Consider the following 17,813-nt stretch of genomic DNA (forward strand, 5'->3'; position numbering starts at 1 on the left):
AGACACAACGTTTCTCGCACCACTTGCGGGAACGCCGGGTGCCTTTTATTTTTTGCTCAGAGTGTTTGAAAAGACGGTTAGATTCTGAGGATTAGCCTTTTCAAACACGTTTCCACTAAACTAGTCAGGAAAGTACTAACTAGAAGTACTTTCCCAGCAGGTTTACAACCAACTATTTTTTGCTCAATCCCTATCGATCATTAAGAAAGTGGTGTCCAAATGTCTTTAAAAACAATTGATCCGCAAAGTGTTTCTTACTACGCTTTAAATAATGAAATTAACATCCCCGTTGACGGCCAAATCCCGTTGAATAAGGATAAAGAAGCTTTAAAGGCCTTTTTAAGTGAAAATGTCGTGCCAAACACTAAAGTCTTCCCTAATTTTCAAGCTAAGATCTCCTTCTTAGTCGACCATCAATATCTAGAAAAGCCCTTCTTGGCCGACTACTCCGCCGACTTCATTGATCAATTACACAATTACTTGGAGGACGCCAATTTTAAGTTCAAGTCATTCATGGCCGCTTATAAATTTTACGCCCAGTACGCCTTAAAAACTAACGACGGCGAATATTACCTTGAAAGCTTTCAGGATCGGGTTTTATTTAACGCCCTCTACTTCGCTGCTGGTGATGAGAAATTGGCTCATGATATTGCCGATGAAATGATCCACCAGCGCTACCAACCCGCAACACCCAGCTTTTTGAATGCCGGCCGTGCTCGTCGTGGCGAATTGGTTTCTTGTTTCTTGCTCCAAACTACGGACGACATGAATTCAATCGGCCGAACAATTAACTCGGCCCTGCAACTTTCTCGCATTGGTGGCGGTGTTGGGATTACTTTGACCAACCTACGCGCGGCCGGCGATCCAATCAAGCACGTTGAAGGTGCCGCTTCTGGCGTTTTACCGGTCATGAAATTATTAGAGGATTCATTCAGTTATTCTAACCAATTAGGCCAGCGCCAAGGTGCCGGAGTCGTTTACCTAAACGCCTTCCACCCAGACGTAATCGCTTTTCTTGGTGCTAAAAAAGAAAATGCCGACGAAAAGTATCGTTTAAAGACGTTATCACTGGGCTTAGTTGTGCCGGATAAATTTTACGAATTGGCGCGTAAGGACGCTGACATGTACTTGTTTAGCCCCTACGACGTTGAACGAATTTACGGCAAGCCATTTTCTTACGTTGATATCACCAAAGAATACGATAAAATGGTCGCCAACCCTGATATTCGGCATAAGAAAATTAAGGCTCGTGACCTGGAAAATGAAATCAGTAAATTACAACAGGAATCCGGTTATCCTTACATCGTCAACGTTGATACGGCCAACCGGGCTAACCCAATTGACGGTAAAATTATCATGAGTAATTTGTGTTCCGAAGTTTTACAAGTTCAGACCCCTTCAAAAGTTAATAATGAACAGAATTACGATCAATTGGGAACGGACATTAGCTGTAACTTAGGTTCAACGAACATCCCGAATTTGATGCACGCAAAAGACTTTGGCCACTCCGTTGAAACCATGGTTCGCGCCCTAACTTTTGTCACTGACAATTCAAACATTGACGTTGTTCCATCCATTCAAAATGGTAACCATAAGGCGCACACAATTGGTTTAGGGGCAATGGGCCTGCACAGCTACTTTGCCAAGGAGCACATGATGTACGGCGATCAAGAAAGCCTTGACTTCACCAACATCTATTTCCTTCTATTGAACTACTGGACCTTGAAAGCTTCCAACGAAATTGCCCGGGAACGTCACGAAACCTTCGTTAACTTTGAAAACAGCAAATACGCTGATGGCAGCTATTTTGATAAGTACGTCAACCAAGATTGGCAGCCAAAGACAGCAAAGGTTCAGGAACTTTTCAAAGATATTTTTATTCCATCCAAGGCTGATTGGCAAGCACTAAAAGCAGCTGTCATGAAAGATGGTTTATACCACCAGAATCGAATGGCCGTTGCACCAAACGGCTCGATTTCTTACATTAACGACACATCGGCTAGCTTACAGCCAATCGTTAACCGAATTGAGGATCGTCAGGAAAAGAAAATTGGCACGATTTATTACCCAGCGCCTTACCTTTCTAACGACACAATGCCTTACTATTCATCGGCCTACGATATGGACATGCGCCACGTGATTGATATTTACGCTACTGCCCAACAGCACGTTGATCAAGGCATGAGCATGACGCTCTTTATGCGCTCCACCATTCCTGAAGGGCTTTACGAATGGAAAAATGGTGACACGAATAAAATGACCACCCGCGACCTTAATATTTTGCGTAATTACGCTTATAACAAGGGTATCAAGTCAATTTATTACATTCGGACCTACACCGATGATGAAGATGAGATTGGCTCTAATGCTTGCGAAAGCTGCGTAATTTAGCTACAATGACACTGGTTTGACAGACAAGTAATAGGGACAAAAAATGGTGGCAACGCCGTTTGTCCCTATTCTTTTTAGAGTAACTAATCTACTCCGCGACAGATGGAAAGGAAGTTTCACATGACGGAAAGATATGACGCAATTAACTGGAATGCCGTTTCCGATGCAATTGATAAAGCAACTTGGGAAAAATTAACCGAACAATTTTGGTTAGACACCCGAATTCCCGTTTCCAACGATTTAGATGACTGGCGCACCTTAGATGATACCCACCAATGGCTTGTTGGCCACGTTTTTGGCGGTTTGACGCTTTTAGACACTTTGCAATCACAAGATGGCTTAGCTGCCTTGCGCCAAGATGTGCGGACACCCCATGAAACAGCCGTTTTAAATAACATCCAGTTTATGGAATCAGTCCACGCTAAGAGTTATTCAACTATTTTTTCAACCTTGAATACACCTGACCAAATTAGCGAAATTTTCGACTGGAGTGACACCGAAGAATACTTACAAAATAAGGCTTCTTGGATCTACGACATTTATCGTGATACCACCGTTGATCCTTTGAAGAAAAAAGTGGCCAACGTCTTCCTTGAAACGTGCCTCTTTTACTCTGGTTTCTACACCCCGCTATTTTATCTGGGCAATAATAAATTAGCCAACGTGGCCGAAATTATTAAATTAATTCTGCGGGACGAATCAGTTCACGGCACCTACATTGGTTACAAATTCCAGTTAGGTTTCAACCAACTTTCCAAAAATGAACAAGATAGTATGCGCGATTGGTTATACGACTTCATGTATAAACTTTACGCTAATGAAGAGAAATACACCCATTTACTTTACGATCAAGTTGGTTGGACCGAAGACGTTTTGACCTTTGTGCGTTATAACGCCAATAAAGCGTTGATGAATCTAGGCCAGTCGGCGCTTTTTCCTGACACAGAGGCCGACGTCAACCCGATCGTCATGAACGGAATTTCAACTTCCACAGCTAACCACGACTTCTTCTCGCAAGTTGGTAATGGTTACCGCCTCGGCCAAGTTGAGGCCATGAAAGACGACGATTATTCAGTCGGTGCACCAAAAGAACCAAAACCAAAAGACTAAAAGATAACACAAAAGCAGTACTGCAACTTTGAAGCGTCCTACACCATTAGACTTAACTGTCTAATAATATCGGACGCTTCTTCTTTTGCAGTACTGCTTTTTATGATTATTTTATTTAATTCGTTAATCGATTAGGCCTAGTCAGAAAAATTTATTTTTGTCGGTATTTTTCTGCTTAACCTGGGTGAAAAATACTTGAAAGAGCAACTTCCTGTACCTTTTCCACCACTCGATAAATTAAACGTTCAATTCAGCGCTAATATCAACAATATTAACGTTAGGATCCATTTGTTCACTTTCACTAGATAAACTTAGCGTGTTCAGGCGCGGATTAACGTCCAATTTCATATTTTCATCTAAATAGGTTTTGGAATATGGTTTGATGTTAATTGGGCCGACAGTACTATCAATTGTTCCACCGTACTCGTCACCAATCGCTTCGTCCTGATCAACAACTAATAACCGGTAGCTCAGATTAAGTGCGCACGAGCCAAGCTTTGAATATTTGCCGACACCATCATCCAAATCAAGAATCAATTTCTTATCGGCGCCTAAATAATTTGCCAATTTCTGCTTTGCTGCATCCGTAATTGTTAATTTCATCAACCAACACTCCTTTGCTTTTTTAATACCTCACAAATTATATTGTACGCAATTTATTATTGAATACAACCAATTTGCTTAGTTGTGAAGTTTGCTCCTAAATTACCGTAACTGTATTTGAACCTCAGCGCTATCTCATAAGATTGAGCTTTCTTAAACACTTTCACCGTAATTTCAGTCTACGATTTTTAACACCTAAAAAGCAACTATTGTGTTTTATCACGCGATTTTCGCGGTAAATGCTTGCCCAGGCCACTACGCAAATCGGCCAACGTTTCATCTGGTCCCTTGCGTTGTTCTACCCGTAAAAAGCGTGGAATAAGCAATAAATGACGGTGTTTGGGCGCCTTAACCTTCTGATTAACCACCAACATAATCTGTAACAGGACAAACAAAATAGAACTGTGTTTACTGTAAGCAATGTATTTGGGTATCCACTGGGTCACGTACTTATTTTTATAAGCACGCAGGCCTTGGAACCCATAAAAACGGTAGCCGTACTCGTAAACCAGGTGTGCTAGTCGTTCTTGAATAAAGCTGTACTTAGAAACGCCAACGTTCGCAAGTGGCGCGTTCCCAAGGTCAAACGATTGATAATCTTGTGCCTGACCCTCTTGAAATAAATGAATGAAAACCTCATCCATTATTCCTGAAGGCGCCGACTTCAAATGGCGCATTAAATCAATCGAAAGAACACCGTTACTCATTGGCATCAAATTGGCGAAGGCGACCCACTGACCATTCTTATCACTAATTACCGCGATTGGCGTGCGATTCAGATAATATTCATCAAAAAAGCCTAAAGAAAAGCCTTCTTCATGCCGTCCATCCAGCCAGCTATCAGAAATTCGGCGTAGTTTCGCGAATTGCTCGGCCGTGTACGGTGGTTGAATCAGTTGGAATTGATAGCCTTCGCGATTGAATTTGTTCATCAAAGTACGCTCGGCCTTACGCTTTTTACCACTTAACGAAAAGTCCGCCAACCGAACGTAGCCTTCTTCACCAATCTTAATGAAGTCGTACCCAATCTCATGTAATTGCATCGTTAGTTCACTAGAAATTTCGTAAAATACGAGGCTAAAACCGAGACTATCCGCATCATCCATAAACTTTTCAATAGCGGTAGTTAACACTTGGGGATTACCGACTGGCTCCCCCATAACAATCAGTCGATTGGCCTTTTGCTGGTACATGAACATGACTTGATCTTCACCATCAACTTGGTAGAAATAAAGCTCCTTATCGCGTAAATAAGCCAAGTGCGAAACCTCGTTACCACCAAATTTTTTAATCAACTGATGAACACGCTGTTCATCAAAAGCCGCGGCCAGTTGGCGCCGGGAATAAGTTAAATACTGATAAATAACCAATAACGCTAAGGCCGCAATCAGCATGCCAATAAAACCAGTGATCCACAAACGTTCCGACGGGAAAAATAACGCGGTTGGTACCTTGTGAACGTGGTGCGGCGATTGAGGCAGATTATAAACCCCAACAATTGTGTAAACAATGAAGGATCCAGCAAATAAAACCCAATCAAATAGAGTACTTCCCCACGACAAAGCCATTTTTTCACGGTATAACTCATGCTTGCTAAAAATCGTTGCGATTAAGATCACGCCAAGTAATAGCGCCATTTTCCATGAAAAATCACGCCACAACGTGTTAAGAATCGCAACTACCAGTAAAATCAAAGTTGGATAGTAGGCACGTTGTACCTTAGCCGCAATCCCCCGCGCAAATCCCAGTAGTAAGAAAGCCATAATGATATTCGTAACCTGATCTAAGAAAACAAAGGTATACGGGTAAAGACGAGCAAATAAACGGTTATTTAGCGCAAAATTAGGTACCGTCGAAAGAATTAAGAGCATTACGCCAGAGAAATATAGGAAGATCACTAAAATACCGTGGGCTGTCTTCTGGAGTACTAATTTTGGCAATCCCTGCAAAAAGGTGTTCAGTCGTTGTCCAGCATCCTGAATAAAAAGAAAAACACCCACTAAAAACGGAAAAATATAGTAAAACAGACGGTAGAATAAGAGCCAAATAACTGCCGTCGAACGATCAACGCCGATAAAGCCCAACCCGATAATCATAAAAACATCAAAAGTTCCCAAACCACCAGGTAGCATGGAAACAACGCCAATCACCGAAGCAATCGCAAATAAGGGAACCACATTAGGTAAATTGACCGGAACCTTAAGTAAGTAACCAATAAAGACAAAGAAGAGTACACAAAAACCCCATTCAAAACTTGAGCCAATCGTCAAACGTAGCTCACGCCGGAGTGGTAAATCAGCAAAGAACTTAGAATCCCGCAAATGAGTGACTAGCATCAACAATGGAAAATAAAGCCCACCACCAACTAACCAAATCCAATAATGACCATAGACTGAGCCTACATTAAACCCAAAAATTAAGCCTAGTGAAACCAGACATAATAACGACAAACCAGATAGTAGGAATAAAGCAATTTTTGAGATAGCAAACACAACCTGCTTGTGGGTTGCCTGTTTACTATAAAAATTAGCCCGTAAAGTTGCCCCTAAAAAACCACCAAAGCCCGCAATATTCGTAAAGGTATTGACAATCCAACCAGATTTAACGATATACCGCTTTTTATATTCGCCTGGTAGAAATTGGACAATGGTAAAATCATAATTTAGCATGGGCAAAACAGCCACAAAACCAGCAACTAACATTAATAAAAGTGTGCCTGGATCTTGCGTGGCCAGACTTGCTCGTAGTTGGCGACCATTTAACTGCCGGCTGATGTTACCAATCTCAAAAATAACGAATACTAACATTGATAAAACAAACAGTGATTTTAAAATAGTTAATCGCTTCTCGATAAATGCTAATACACGCCGAAAAAGTACTCTAAGTTTCTTCAAACCTAATCCACCCGCTCCTTCTTGTCATGCATCTATTATCGCAATAAGTTCGCTAGTTTTCAACAAACCCGCTTGTAGTTTAACTAAAAACCAGTTAAGTTTTGCGTAGTAAGCCAAAGTAACGAATGCTTCGCACAACAACTACTTTAGCAATTAAGATTACCTGTATTGCGAAATAAGATGATTGTGTTTTAACGCGTTGCTACTAATTTATCTGCCGAATGCATTTAGAATGCACCACTAAACTAAAGCTACTTTCGTAAGTGGCTCTATTTTAAATATCCGGCAAACAAACTTGAATTTATCTTATCACCTAAAATAGTTATTTTACCTTTCATTCAATCATGCTACTATTAAATTAGTAATGATAGTTTTCAAAATTGGTCAATCACCAGGCTTCAAAAATGGGAACGAACTGCGTGTAAGACTGATTTTGGATTGAACAAAGACCATTTTCGTTCAACGACGGTTCAGTTAACCACCGTTATTTGGCGAAAAACAACAATAATTTTATTTGGAGGAATAAATTATGAAAAAATTGGTTAGTTTAGGCATCATCACGCTATCCACTCTCACCTTAGCAGCATGTGGCCATAATGACTCGGCGGACAAGGATAGCGCCTCACATTCTGAAAGCATCGTAAAAATGAACAGCGCTTCACGTGCCAAAGCAAAATCAATAAGTAGCGCCAAAAAAATGTCCCGTAATGCAAAAAAAGAGGCCACAGCGGCTTCAAAAGAGTCTAGAAAAGCAGCGGCTGCCGCACAATCGGCCGCAGCAATTAGTAGCTCAGCACAAAATTCGCAGAGCGCGGCAAAACAACAAAACATGATGCAAAATAATGCTAACGATAGTTCTAATAACAAAGTTAATAATAATTCAAATGCCGCTAGTTCTGCTTATTCCGCAAGTAGCTCAAGTACACCAGCAACGCAAAACACCAACACGATTAGTAGCCCCCAGCAGGCCGAAGCCGCCGTAGTAGCCAAAGTTGGCAACGGCGATCAAAGCGATCCAATAACTTGGACCTACATGGCCAGCGGTGACAACAAAATGCTGACCGACCCCAACGGCAACTCCTATTACTGGATTCGTGGCGAACGCCGCTCGGCCATTGAAGCGTACCAAAAATCAGGTGCCGGCTCGTACGACGGCCTAGATTACTACGTTTACCCGAATGGTACTGTGGTTAACCGAGATAGTACAGGGTTTTAGCTTACTGAACGTTTAGTTATCATAAATCATAATCAGTTTAGTTGTTCAAATAAAAAAATTCCGACCCTTTTTTCGCGCTAATAACAATTCTCTTATTCTTTAAACTTCTTCACATTTAATGATGCGTCTAAGTAAAAAGCTGTTCTTTTTTAATTTAGATCTACCTTCTGGTATTAACAAATAACTAATACCAGTTTTTATTTCGAATTAATCAAAAAAGACCTCCCAAAATTACTTGGCAGATCTTTTAACAGTAAACCAAATCATACTCCAAAACTTTTAAATCACTTATCGCAATCAAAGTTAGACGTATTTGGTCTCCTTCAAATAAATGTTAATTTATTATTTAACGGTAACTTCAGCGCCGGCTTCTTCAAGCTTAGCCTTAAGTTCGTTAGCTTCGTCTTCAGAAACGCCTTCTTTGATAACTGTAGGAGCGTTATCAACCATATCTTTAGCGTCTTTCAAACCAGCACCCGTGATTTCACGAACTGCTTTGATTGCTTTGATCTTAGCTGAACCACCAGAAGTAAGTTCAACGTCAAATTCAGTTTGTGCAGCAGCAGTGTCTCCGCCAGCAGCACCTGCAGCAGCTACTGGAGCAGCAGCGCTAACACCAAATTCGTCTTCAATTGCTTTAACTAAGTCGTTTAATTCAAGGATTGTTGCGTCTTTTAATTGTGCAACGATTGCATCTGTATCTAATGCCATGTTCGTTTTCCTCCTCAGGAATAATTGATTAGCTTTTATTTTTAACAAAAGCTTTGGATTTTCGGAGGATGACTACCTGAACTCCAGCAAAAAAGTGCCTGGGTTCAGCAGCATCCTTCCGTAAAACTAATTGTCAGTTAACCTAACAATATTTTATTCAGCATCAGCGCCGTCTTCAGGCTTTGCGTCAGCAACTGCTTTAACTGCGTAAGCAACGTTGCGAACTGGAGCTTGTAAGACAGAAAGCAACATTGATAATAAGCCATCGCGATCTGGTAACTTGGACAAATCAGTGATTTGGTCTAAGCTAGCAACTTTACCTTCGATTAAACCGCCTTTGATTTCCAAAGCGTCGGCTGTTTCGGCAAACTTAGCAATGATCCGGGCTGGGGCAACAACGTCTTCATTTGAAAAGGCAACTGCTGTAGGACCAACAAAGGTATCATCCAAGCCTTCAAAACCTGCTTTATCAGCCGCACGACGTAAAATCGTGTTTTTGATAACGTGTAATTCAACATCTGCATCACGTAATTGCTTACGTAACTCAGTATCTTGCGCAACTGTTAAGCCACGAGAATCAACGATAACGGCCGAAGCCGCATTTTTAAAGCGATCAGTAACTGTATCAACAACTTTTGCTTTTTGAGCAATAACTGCTTCACTCACGAGTATTTCACCTCCTGAAATTATTTGGTGACCAAATGCCACCAGGGGCTTTCTCCTAAATAAAAAACGCTGTGCCTAAGGACACAACGCCGATTGAGAGTCTGCTAAAAACCGTACAAACTTTCTCCTCGGCGGGCCGCTTATAAATAAGCATTTAAGGTAAACACCTGAGTCTTAGGTAGAAATAATAACCGTTTATAAATATAGCATATTCCAGTCATCCGGTCAAATTTAGTTTTGAAAAGAAGTTCAGTAAAAGACGCTTATATTCCAGAATTGACCGTAAGAATGTTTTGAAAGGCGTGTTGTTTCAGCACCTTTTATAAAATTAACCCGAAACTAATCAAGAAAAATACCAACCCAGAGTGGGACAAAAGTCTGGGTTCACGTTCTAAAGCAATACTCGGAAATAATAAAAGGCTAGGATTTTTGTCCCGGCCTTATTTTATCATCAAAAACTACCTTTTATTTCACATTAACAATAAAAAAGAGTTACAACAAAAGTGAATTTGTCGCAACTCTATTTTCATAACAGTTTTAATTAAGCCTTAGCAAAAGAACCAAGATCAACGTGGACACCAGGTCCAAAAGTTGAAGTGACTGCTAAGCTTTGGATATAAGTACCCTTAGTTGAAGCGGGACGTGCCTTAATAATTGTATCTTGCAATGTCTGGAAGTTCTCTAATAATTTGTCATCAGCAAATGATACCTTACCAATTGGTGCGTGAACAATTCCAGCTTTGTCAACCCGGTAAGCAACTTGGCCTGCCTTGATGTCATTAACTGCTTTTGTTACGTCCATTGTTACAGTACCAGTCTTAGGGTTAGGCATTAAGCCTTTAGGTCCTAAGACACGGCCAAGACGACCTACTTGAGCCATCATTGGTGGTGTTGCAACGGCAACGTCGAAATCTAACCAGCCGTCTTGGATCTTTTTAACAAGATCCTCGGCACCGACAATATCAGCACCGGCAGCCTTTGCAGCTTCGGCTTGTGGGCCTTGGGCAAAGACGATTACCTTTTGTGTTTTACCAGTACCATTTGGTAAAACAACGGCACCACGAATTTGTTGATCAGCTTGTTTAGGATCAACGTTTAAACGATAAGCAACTTCGACAGTTGCGTCGAACTTGGCAAAGTCAACCTTTTTAACAAGTGCTACGGCGTCTTTTACGTCATAGTTTTTGTTAATATCAACTTGTTCCAAAGCTGCTGTATACTTTTTACTCTTTTTAGCCATTTGTGTTTTTCCTCCTTGCAAATGTGGTCACTGGGAGCGTATCCCTTCCACTTGATTAGCCAATTTTCATTGAAAATCCGCACATGTACGTTTTTAATTAGGACCCGTTTTAAGAACTATTGATTAGTATTTTATAACCAATCTAAGCATCTTTTACGGTACTCTTTAGTCTTTAACAGTAAAGCCCATTGAACGTGCTGTACCTTCAACCATGCGCATAGCAGATTCAACATCTGACGCGTTTAGGTCTTGCATTTTTGTTGTAGCGATTTCACGTACTTGGTCTTTAGAAACTTCAGCGACCTTTTTCGTGTTTGGTTCGCCAGAACCGTGTTCAACACCAGCAGCCTTTTTAAGCAAAACAGCAGCAGGTGGGGTCTTAGTTACGAAATCGAATGAACGATCTTCATAAACACTGATCACAACTGGAATTAACATGCCTGCTTGATCAGCAGTGCGTGCGTTAAATTCCTTAGTGAAGCCCATAATGTTAATACCTGCTTGTCCTAATGCTGGACCAACTGGTGGAGCCGGAGTTGCTTTACCGGCAGGAATCTGTAATTTTACAACGTTAACAACGTTTTTAGCCACGAGACATAACCTCCTTAAGTCCGTGATGTGGTCATTTTGGCTAGTATATTTAGCCTCCCACTTAACGTGCAGCCAAAATAAGACTGGTCGCACCAAAACAGTATAGCATGCCATTAAGCTAGAAGCAACGCTAATATCAAACAATCATCTACGTCAATGAGACTAAATCAGAACGTAAAAGCCGCTGATAAGTCGCGTGATCAATGCGGCCAGTTTTATCCCTAGTCACCTTTATTCGTTTCACAGGCCACAGAAAATGACAAATTGCTTGATCAACCTGCGGATTTTCATGTAAACGGTAATGAGCCGCCTTCAATCCGGTAATCAAGCTCTCGCGATAACGGCCAATTCGTTTATCCAGTAGAAAACGCAGCGATAACGCGCTATCAACCGAGACTGAACCGTCGCTATCACTACCATCTAATAAATCACCGGCAATGTTTAGCCAAGCAACTCCAGTTGGCAGGTAGGACATGTTTTTTTCAAAGGCTTGATAGACTGGCGTCTTAGCAACTGGCCCATCCCCACGTAACTCGTAAGAAAAAACCTGGGCCCCATCTTCGCCAACGTCTAAATCATTAAACGGGCCCGCCAGCGTGATCACCTTTTTAATAGTCGGCTGATCCTCATCTCCACCTGCGGCCAATAAATAACGAAATAGGCTGACCGCCCCCATCGAATGACCAACTAGATTCACTTGTTCAACATGGTAATTCTGTTTAAGCTGGGCCAACACAAGGCGCAGCCAATCACTCTGCTTTTTTAATGAAGCGCCATTATCACTAAATAAAAGTTGAATTGTTGGATTGGCTACAGCAGTTGGCAATTTTCCGCGCACACTTACGCGACCTGCCGAACTAACTCGAATTACTAAGGCCTTTTGCGCGATCCCCTGCCGATTAAAACGGGCCAACATACGCCCAAAAGAAAAACGATTACCATGAAAACCATGAATGAAAATCGTTGGCGTTCGGGTAAAGCCCAGTGCTTGTTTTAGCTGTTTTGGCGCAGGTAACCGGTATTTCGGTAAAGCCAGCTGGTGTAATTGATCGGCCAGAACAAGTAGGACTGCCCCGAAAAGAATGACCACTAATAGAATAATGAGTTGCACTATAATTCATCACCACCAAAATTAAAATGTGCCAACGACAATCATTTTCACACGTTTTTAGTCTTATATTTGCTAATAAAAAAGCTGGAACAAAATAAATTTTGCACCAACTTCATTATAAAACATTTTATTTAAAAAGCTTAGATCTTATCAGCCTGATCGTAATCAAGTTCAGTACTTGTCTCGCGGCCAAACATATCAATGTTAACTTTTAATTTTAATTTTTCTTTATCAACTTCCGTAATCTTACCCGTCAATTTAGCAAAAGCGCCGTCAACGATCGTTACGACGTCACCAACTTCGAAATCGACGTTGCTGTGCCGGGCGCTCATGCCAAGCTGGCGTAAAATCCGTTCAACTTCATCAGGTAAAAGTGGCGCTGGCTTACTACCAGAACCGTGGCTGCCAACAAAACCAGTCACACCCGGTGTATTTCGAACAATGAACCAAGCCTGGTCGGTCATAACCATTTCGACCAACACATAGCCTGGAAATTCCTTCTGCATCGTTACTTTGTCCTTACCATCCTTGATCTCATGTGATTCTTGTTCAGGTACGACAACGCGGAAGATATTATCCTCCATCCCCATTGATTGGGCCCGGGATTCAATGTTACTTTTGACCTTATTTTCGTAACCGGAATAAGTGTGCAAAACGTACCATTGCTTTGATGCTGACTCTGTTTCTGACATGCTAGTTTCTCCTTTATCTGAATGACTTTTTTAACAAAATAAAAAAACCTCGCCTAGCGAAGTTTTAGTAACGCGTAAATTCATTATAGCAAAATTTTATCACTTTGCCTACTTAAAAATAAACAAGTAAGCTTAAATAAATCCTGAACTAAAACTATTTACCCAAAATTCATACGCAAATACTAAGGTAATAGTAGCTTAGCTAAGAATAATTATTCTTTTAATCAAGTTTAAGCCTATTTAGAAACTAATAAATTTAAAAGCCACTGTAGGCCGTTATCAACAACAGCAAAGAAGGCTGCAAAAAATACAGTCATTCCAACTACTGTTCCAGTATCATGGCGTAATTCTTTTCGCGTCGGCCAACTTACAGCCTTCATTTCCCGCCCAACATCACCAAAAAAATGAATTAATCTCATTGTCGTATTTACCTCGTTTCTTGATGCAACGTCTGTTTATTGCAATGTTTACAGTACTTATTCAGAGTTAACCGCGCCATATGCTGCTGGCTCATGGATACTTGGTAATTCCGTGAGCCGCAGATACTGCACGCCAAAGTTATTTTTATTTGTGACATTCAAATTTCTCCCACTCAAAACGCGTTTAGAACCGAACATTTTCTAACCAATCCAATAAATGTGTCAGAAAAAGCATCCAGTTACACTACACACTTCACCTTACTTACCTTGTGTAACGCTACTAGCAATAAGCCATAACTACTGTAGAATTCACCAATCACGCTCTGATAAGATATGCACATTTACTCTAGCATGTCAGCATTCGATAGTCAAACAAGACCTACTTCAATAATTGCGTTCGTACAATTGCAATGGCCAGCGCAATAATTTGCATACTATGAAATAATATTAAATTATGGATTGCTGTTTCAAAAGTTGTTTTTTTAATTTGAACTCGTTCAAAAGTCCGAATATTTTGAATGATTTTAGGCAAAACCAGAAAAATAATTAATTCTTCTGGTGGCAACAGGCCCAAAATAATGGCCAAAGAGGCCGTCACATAACAACTTAAAATTACCAAGGGATAAAGTTTTAACGACTTTTTTTTACCAAGGTAATACGGTAATGTATAGCGATGATTACGCTGATCTTGCTCAAGATCACAAATATTATCGGCAAACATAATGTTCGAATCCGCCAAAATACTGGGCAAACCAACCAGTACAAGAATAAATAGTGACAGTAAATTCCCTTTTAATTGAAACTCAGGCCAGTTAACAAACAAGCCCATTAAGGTTGTTGGGGCAACGTTGATGTAAGCCGTTAAGAAGAAAACGCCAAAGCCCTCGGCACAACCCGCTAAAATTTCGCCTAATGGAAAGCGAGAAAACGGCATTGGACCGTATGTATAAAAGATCGTAACCCCAATCCCAATGGCGCCCATAAATAGCATCAATAGATTCGTTCGAAATACTAGCCAAACACCTAAACAGCAAGAAAGCGCCAGAAAAAAAAGCATTAAATGCAGTGCGTGCTTAGGTGATAGGTGTTCCCGCCCAATAATATTATCCGTATCACGGTAAGTCTTGTCTACCGCCAATTTATAATCCTGGACGTTATTAAAGCCGGTGACAAAAAAAGCAATTGACATTTGCGCAACAAAATAAATCAGGGAACTTAACCAATTAACCTCCTGAAAATAATAAATGCTGTACAGCAATCCAATTAAGAACGGAATTGCACTCGCCGTCTTAGCGTTAAAACGAATAAATTCTAAAAAGAGCTTAAACGTCATTGGTTTTGTTTCTGTTGCTTCCATAAATACGTCTCCTCTATGTCAGTAAAAAAGTTCTTTAAGATTAATTAAATAAGTATGCCAGCTCGACCACTATTGAGAAAAGGCTAAGCGGCGCTAACCACACACCAAGAAATACATTACCATGCAAATTCGTACTAACAACCGGCTGACCTTTTTAATTACACCATAGCCGGATCAAGTACGCAACCACAATTTAAAACTAGACCATGTTTGAAAAAGGCTTTAATAGTATTTATCTGACTAATACGTTGGGAGTTCAATCCATTGCTACTCCAACCAACCTAATTATAAAAATACACAATCGACCTATTCGCAAAAATTCTAACGACTAACTTTGTTTAAACTACTTCGCGTAAATCTAGCAACACTGATTTACGCAAAGTAGTCAGAATAAAAACATCAATGACTATCAAGTGACCTTAAAAAAATAATCTTATGAAAAATACCTCAAAAAAATATTTGGTTTCTAAATTGAAATTAAGAATTACACAACCAACCAATAAATTACCTATTTTTTGATTAAAAAAATAAAAAACTACAAGTTTACTAGTAGCGACAACACTGCTTTAACAAGTTTAAGTTAACTTTAATGCAACTTTTCGCAAAAGCTAGTTTCGAAGCGTTTTTTAATATGTGACAAACCAAACAATTAGTGCTATTTTTAAGTTAATTCTATGAATAAACTAAAAACGCATTAAATCACAAAAGGAAACGTTTCATTTTTTTGTAAATGGCATGGACAAAGCGTTTTCTTTTCTGTATAATTTATTTGACAATAGTCATGAACTTATTTATTTGTGAATTTATTATTCTATACTTTAGGAAGTGTTAATATGGCTAAGAAAAATGTTGTCGTTGTAGGTGCTGGCTTTGCCGGCGTTGCTGCAACGAGACGCTTAGCAAAACGATTCAAGAAGAATGCCGACGTACAAATCACACTGATTGACCGCCATTCTTACATGACGTATATGACTGAGTTGCATGAAGTTGCAACCGATCGTGTACCAAAAGAAGCAGTCCAGTACGACCTCGGCCGCTTGTTTGCACATAGAAAGAACGTTTCACTCGTGACTGATAACGTTACTAACGTTGATCACGATAAGAACGTTGTTACAACAGAACACGGTTCATACTCATTTGATTACCTTATTTTGGCAATGGGTGCCGAACCAAATGATTTCGGTACACCTGGCGTTAAGAAATATGGCCATATGCTCTGGTCATTGGAAGACGCAGTTGCCTTAAAGGAGCATTTTGAAAAATCTGTTGCTCAAGGTGCAATTGAACATGATCCGGCCAAACGTAAGGCATTGTTAACCTTCGTTGTCGTTGGTGGTGGTGCCACTGGTGTTGAAACAATGGGTGAATTAATTGATTGGCGCCCTATTTTGGCCAAAGAAAACCATCTTGATCCAAAAGAAATCACTTTAATTTTGGATGAAGCTGTTCCAACGATTTTAAACATGTTTGATCGTCCTGACGCTGACCTTGCTTTGAAATATATGCAACGTAAAGGCGTCGACGTTAAGACTGCGGCTCCAATTACTGAAGTTAGCCCTGATGACATGACTTTGAAAGATGGCACCCATATTCCAACGAAGACGGTTGTTTGGACTGCTGGTTTGAAAGCTAATACTGATACTAGTGATTACAATATGGAAACTGGCCGTGCCGGTCGGTTAATCACCAACAAATATATGCAATCAAATCAATACAAGAACACTTATGTTGCCGGTGATTTATCGTTAAACACCAATGAAGGTGATCGCGGTACACCACAGCTTGTTGAAGCAGCTGAACAAACTGGTAATGCAGCGGCCGAAAGCATTGTTGCCGCTGTTAATGGCACAACACCAAAGGCTATGAAATCTAGCTATTCTGGTTCAGTCATTTCAATCGGTTCGCATTATAGTGTGGCCGTTGTCTTCAAGCACATTCATTTAAGTGGTTGGTTTGCAACAATCATGAAACATTTGATCAACTTACTTTACTTCATTGAAACCTTTGCTGGTTACTATCTCTACCAGTACAGTATGCATGAATTCTTCCGTAATCGTAATGGCCGGACACCATTCTGGGGTCACATTTCACGTTACGGTAACGTTTTATGGAGTGTTCCTTTACGAATCTTCTACGCCGCAATGTGGTTAGTTGATTGTTGGTCAAAGGTTCAAGGTTCAGGCTCTTGGTTTAGCGGCAAGTTACGGCTACCATTTACTTGGTTATATCCTAAGGTTGCTTCAGCCGCTACTAGTGGTGCTTCATCTGCTAGTTCTGCAGCCAAAAAGGTTGTTAGCAGTGTTGCCTCATCAACAACTACTGGTGCTTCACAGGCCGCTTCAACTGCTAAAACTGCTGTTAAGGCTGCTGCTTCTACAACACCTGCAACACCCAAAGAATTTTTCAGTTTATCATATGACTATGGTAAGCAACCAATGATGGTCTTCAAGCATTTACCAAAATGGTATGAAAGCATTACGAAGTTCTTCATGCCAAATAAATCAACTGCTTTATTTATGCAGGAATTTATGACCATTGTTGAAATTGGGATTGCATTTTGTATTCTCTTCGGTTTATTTACTTGGTTAGCTAACGCGGCCACTATTGGTTTAGTTGCTGTCTTCTGCCTTTCAGGTATGTTCTACTGGGTTAATATTTGGATGCCTTTCGTTGCCTTAGCCTTGATGAACGGTTCCGGACGATCATTTGGTTTAGATTACTGGGTTGTTCCGTGGTTACAAAAGCATTTGGGTCACTGGTGGTATGGCGATCTCAAACCGCTCTACAACGGTCCACAAAAATAGTATTAGTC

The 17,813-nt window shown here is 40.5% G+C and carries 15 protein-coding genes and 1 other annotated feature; of the genes, 4 read left to right on the forward strand and 11 right to left on the reverse strand.

Annotated features, from left to right (window positions below):
* Window positions 1-219: 219 nt before the first annotated feature.
* Together nrdE and nrdF are read left to right on the forward strand one after the other, a co-directional pair.
* Window positions 220-2,391: a class 1b ribonucleoside-diphosphate reductase subunit alpha gene (nrdE, locus tag EKM98_RS03315; protein WP_068223069.1), complete on the forward strand. Its 2,172-nt coding sequence runs from the start codon at window positions 220-222 to the stop codon at window positions 2,389-2,391.
* Between the two features lie 120 nt (window positions 2,392-2,511).
* A complete protein-coding gene (nrdF, locus tag EKM98_RS03320; protein ID WP_068223067.1) occupies window positions 2,512-3,501 on the forward strand; it encodes a class 1b ribonucleoside-diphosphate reductase subunit beta in 990 nt (329 codons plus the stop codon).
* A gap of 237 nt (window positions 3,502-3,738) precedes the next feature.
* On the opposite strand, the gene EKM98_RS03325 is transcribed toward nrdF, so the two are convergent.
* Both EKM98_RS03325 and mprF read right to left on the reverse strand, forming a co-directional pair.
* On the reverse strand, window positions 3,739-4,104 hold the full coding sequence (locus tag EKM98_RS03325; protein ID WP_068223063.1) for an iron-sulfur cluster biosynthesis family protein: 366 nt from the start codon (window positions 4,102-4,104) through the stop codon (window positions 3,739-3,741).
* 206 nt (window positions 4,105-4,310) lie between these two features.
* Window positions 4,311-6,998, reverse strand: a complete 2,688-nt coding sequence (gene mprF / locus EKM98_RS03330) for a bifunctional lysylphosphatidylglycerol flippase/synthetase MprF (RefSeq protein WP_068223058.1) — start codon at window positions 6,996-6,998, stop codon at window positions 4,311-4,313.
* 529 nt (window positions 6,999-7,527) lie between these two features.
* Here mprF and EKM98_RS03335 point away from each other — a divergent pair.
* A complete protein-coding gene (locus EKM98_RS03335; RefSeq protein WP_068223055.1) occupies window positions 7,528-8,214 on the forward strand; it encodes a hypothetical protein in 687 nt (228 codons plus the stop codon).
* A gap of 342 nt (window positions 8,215-8,556) precedes the next feature.
* On the opposite strand, the gene rplL is transcribed toward EKM98_RS03335, so the two are convergent.
* The 9 genes from rplL to EKM98_RS03380 form a co-directional block, all read right to left on the reverse strand.
* Window positions 8,557-8,925, reverse strand: a complete 369-nt coding sequence (gene rplL / locus EKM98_RS03340) for a 50S ribosomal protein L7/L12 (protein ID WP_068223052.1) — start codon at window positions 8,923-8,925, stop codon at window positions 8,557-8,559.
* A gap of 153 nt (window positions 8,926-9,078) precedes the next feature.
* Window positions 9,079-9,591, reverse strand: a complete 513-nt coding sequence (rplJ, locus tag EKM98_RS03345; protein WP_068223048.1) for a 50S ribosomal protein L10 — start codon at window positions 9,589-9,591, stop codon at window positions 9,079-9,081.
* Window positions 9,592-9,642: 51 nt separating this feature from the next.
* Window positions 9,643-9,788 (reverse strand) — a sequence feature (ribosomal protein L10 leader region).
* Between the two features lie 344 nt (window positions 9,789-10,132).
* Window positions 10,133-10,831 (reverse strand): 50S ribosomal protein L1, encoded by a 699-nt coding sequence (gene rplA, locus EKM98_RS03350; protein ID WP_068223045.1) that lies wholly within the window; start codon window positions 10,829-10,831, stop codon window positions 10,133-10,135.
* Between the two features lie 165 nt (window positions 10,832-10,996).
* Entirely contained in the window at window positions 10,997-11,422 is a 426-nt protein-coding gene (gene rplK / locus EKM98_RS03355; RefSeq protein ID WP_068223043.1) for a 50S ribosomal protein L11, read from the reverse strand.
* Window positions 11,423-11,570: 148 nt separating this feature from the next.
* A complete protein-coding gene (locus EKM98_RS03360; protein ID WP_068223040.1) occupies window positions 11,571-12,533 on the reverse strand; it encodes an alpha/beta hydrolase in 963 nt (320 codons plus the stop codon).
* A gap of 140 nt (window positions 12,534-12,673) precedes the next feature.
* A complete protein-coding gene (nusG, locus tag EKM98_RS03365) occupies window positions 12,674-13,225 on the reverse strand; it encodes a transcription termination/antitermination protein NusG (protein WP_068223037.1) in 552 nt (183 codons plus the stop codon).
* 236 nt (window positions 13,226-13,461) lie between these two features.
* The gene (gene secE, locus EKM98_RS03370; protein WP_068223036.1) at window positions 13,462-13,644 is read right to left on the reverse strand and encodes a preprotein translocase subunit SecE; all 183 of its coding nucleotides are present in this window, start codon (window positions 13,642-13,644) and stop codon (window positions 13,462-13,464) included.
* 8 nt (window positions 13,645-13,652) lie between these two features.
* Window positions 13,653-13,802 (reverse strand): 50S ribosomal protein L33, encoded by a 150-nt coding sequence (rpmG, locus tag EKM98_RS03375; RefSeq protein WP_075168922.1) that lies wholly within the window; start codon window positions 13,800-13,802, stop codon window positions 13,653-13,655.
* A gap of 221 nt (window positions 13,803-14,023) precedes the next feature.
* On the reverse strand, window positions 14,024-15,001 hold the full coding sequence (locus EKM98_RS03380; RefSeq protein ID WP_225418517.1) for a UbiA family prenyltransferase: 978 nt from the start codon (window positions 14,999-15,001) through the stop codon (window positions 14,024-14,026).
* A gap of 833 nt (window positions 15,002-15,834) precedes the next feature.
* Between EKM98_RS03380 and EKM98_RS03385 the strand changes: the two genes are divergently transcribed.
* Window positions 15,835-17,805 (forward strand): NAD(P)/FAD-dependent oxidoreductase, encoded by a 1,971-nt coding sequence (locus tag EKM98_RS03385; protein WP_068223030.1) that lies wholly within the window; start codon window positions 15,835-15,837, stop codon window positions 17,803-17,805.
* Window positions 17,806-17,813: the final 8 nt, after the last annotated feature.

The organism is Loigolactobacillus iwatensis (assembly GCF_003950295.1).
GTDB classification, from domain to species: Bacteria; Bacillota; Bacilli; order Lactobacillales; family Lactobacillaceae; genus Loigolactobacillus; species Loigolactobacillus iwatensis.

What these genes read in the sequence shown, in the direction of transcription:
- nrdE (WP_068223069.1), top strand. Translation starts at nt 220, where the DNA reads ATGTCTTTAAAAACAATTGATCCGCAAAGTGTTTCTTACTACGCTTTA.
- nrdF (WP_068223067.1), top strand. Translation starts at nt 2,512, where the DNA reads ATGACGGAAAGATATGACGCAATTAACTGGAATGCCGTTTCCGATGCA.
- EKM98_RS03325 (WP_068223063.1), bottom strand. Translation starts at nt 4,104, where the DNA reads ATGAAATTAACAATTACGGATGCAGCAAAGCAGAAATTGGCAAATTAT.
- EKM98_RS03335 (WP_068223055.1), top strand. Translation starts at nt 7,528, where the DNA reads ATGAAAAAATTGGTTAGTTTAGGCATCATCACGCTATCCACTCTCACC.
- rplL (WP_068223052.1), bottom strand. Translation starts at nt 8,925, where the DNA reads ATGGCATTAGATACAGATGCAATCGTTGCACAATTAAAAGACGCAACA.
- rplA (WP_068223045.1), bottom strand. Translation starts at nt 10,831, where the DNA reads ATGGCTAAAAAGAGTAAAAAGTATACAGCAGCTTTGGAACAAGTTGAT.
- nusG (WP_068223037.1), bottom strand. Translation starts at nt 13,225, where the DNA reads ATGTCAGAAACAGAGTCAGCATCAAAGCAATGGTACGTTTTGCACACT.
- secE (WP_068223036.1), bottom strand. Translation starts at nt 13,644, where the DNA reads ATGAGATTAATTCATTTTTTTGGTGATGTTGGGCGGGAAATGAAGGCT.
- rpmG (WP_075168922.1), bottom strand. Translation starts at nt 13,802, where the DNA reads ATGTCACAAATAAAAATAACTTTGGCGTGCAGTATCTGCGGCTCACGG.
- EKM98_RS03380 (WP_225418517.1), bottom strand. Translation starts at nt 15,001, where the DNA reads ATGGAAGCAACAGAAACAAAACCAATGACGTTTAAGCTCTTTTTAGAA.
- EKM98_RS03385 (WP_068223030.1), top strand. Translation starts at nt 15,835, where the DNA reads ATGGCTAAGAAAAATGTTGTCGTTGTAGGTGCTGGCTTTGCCGGCGTT.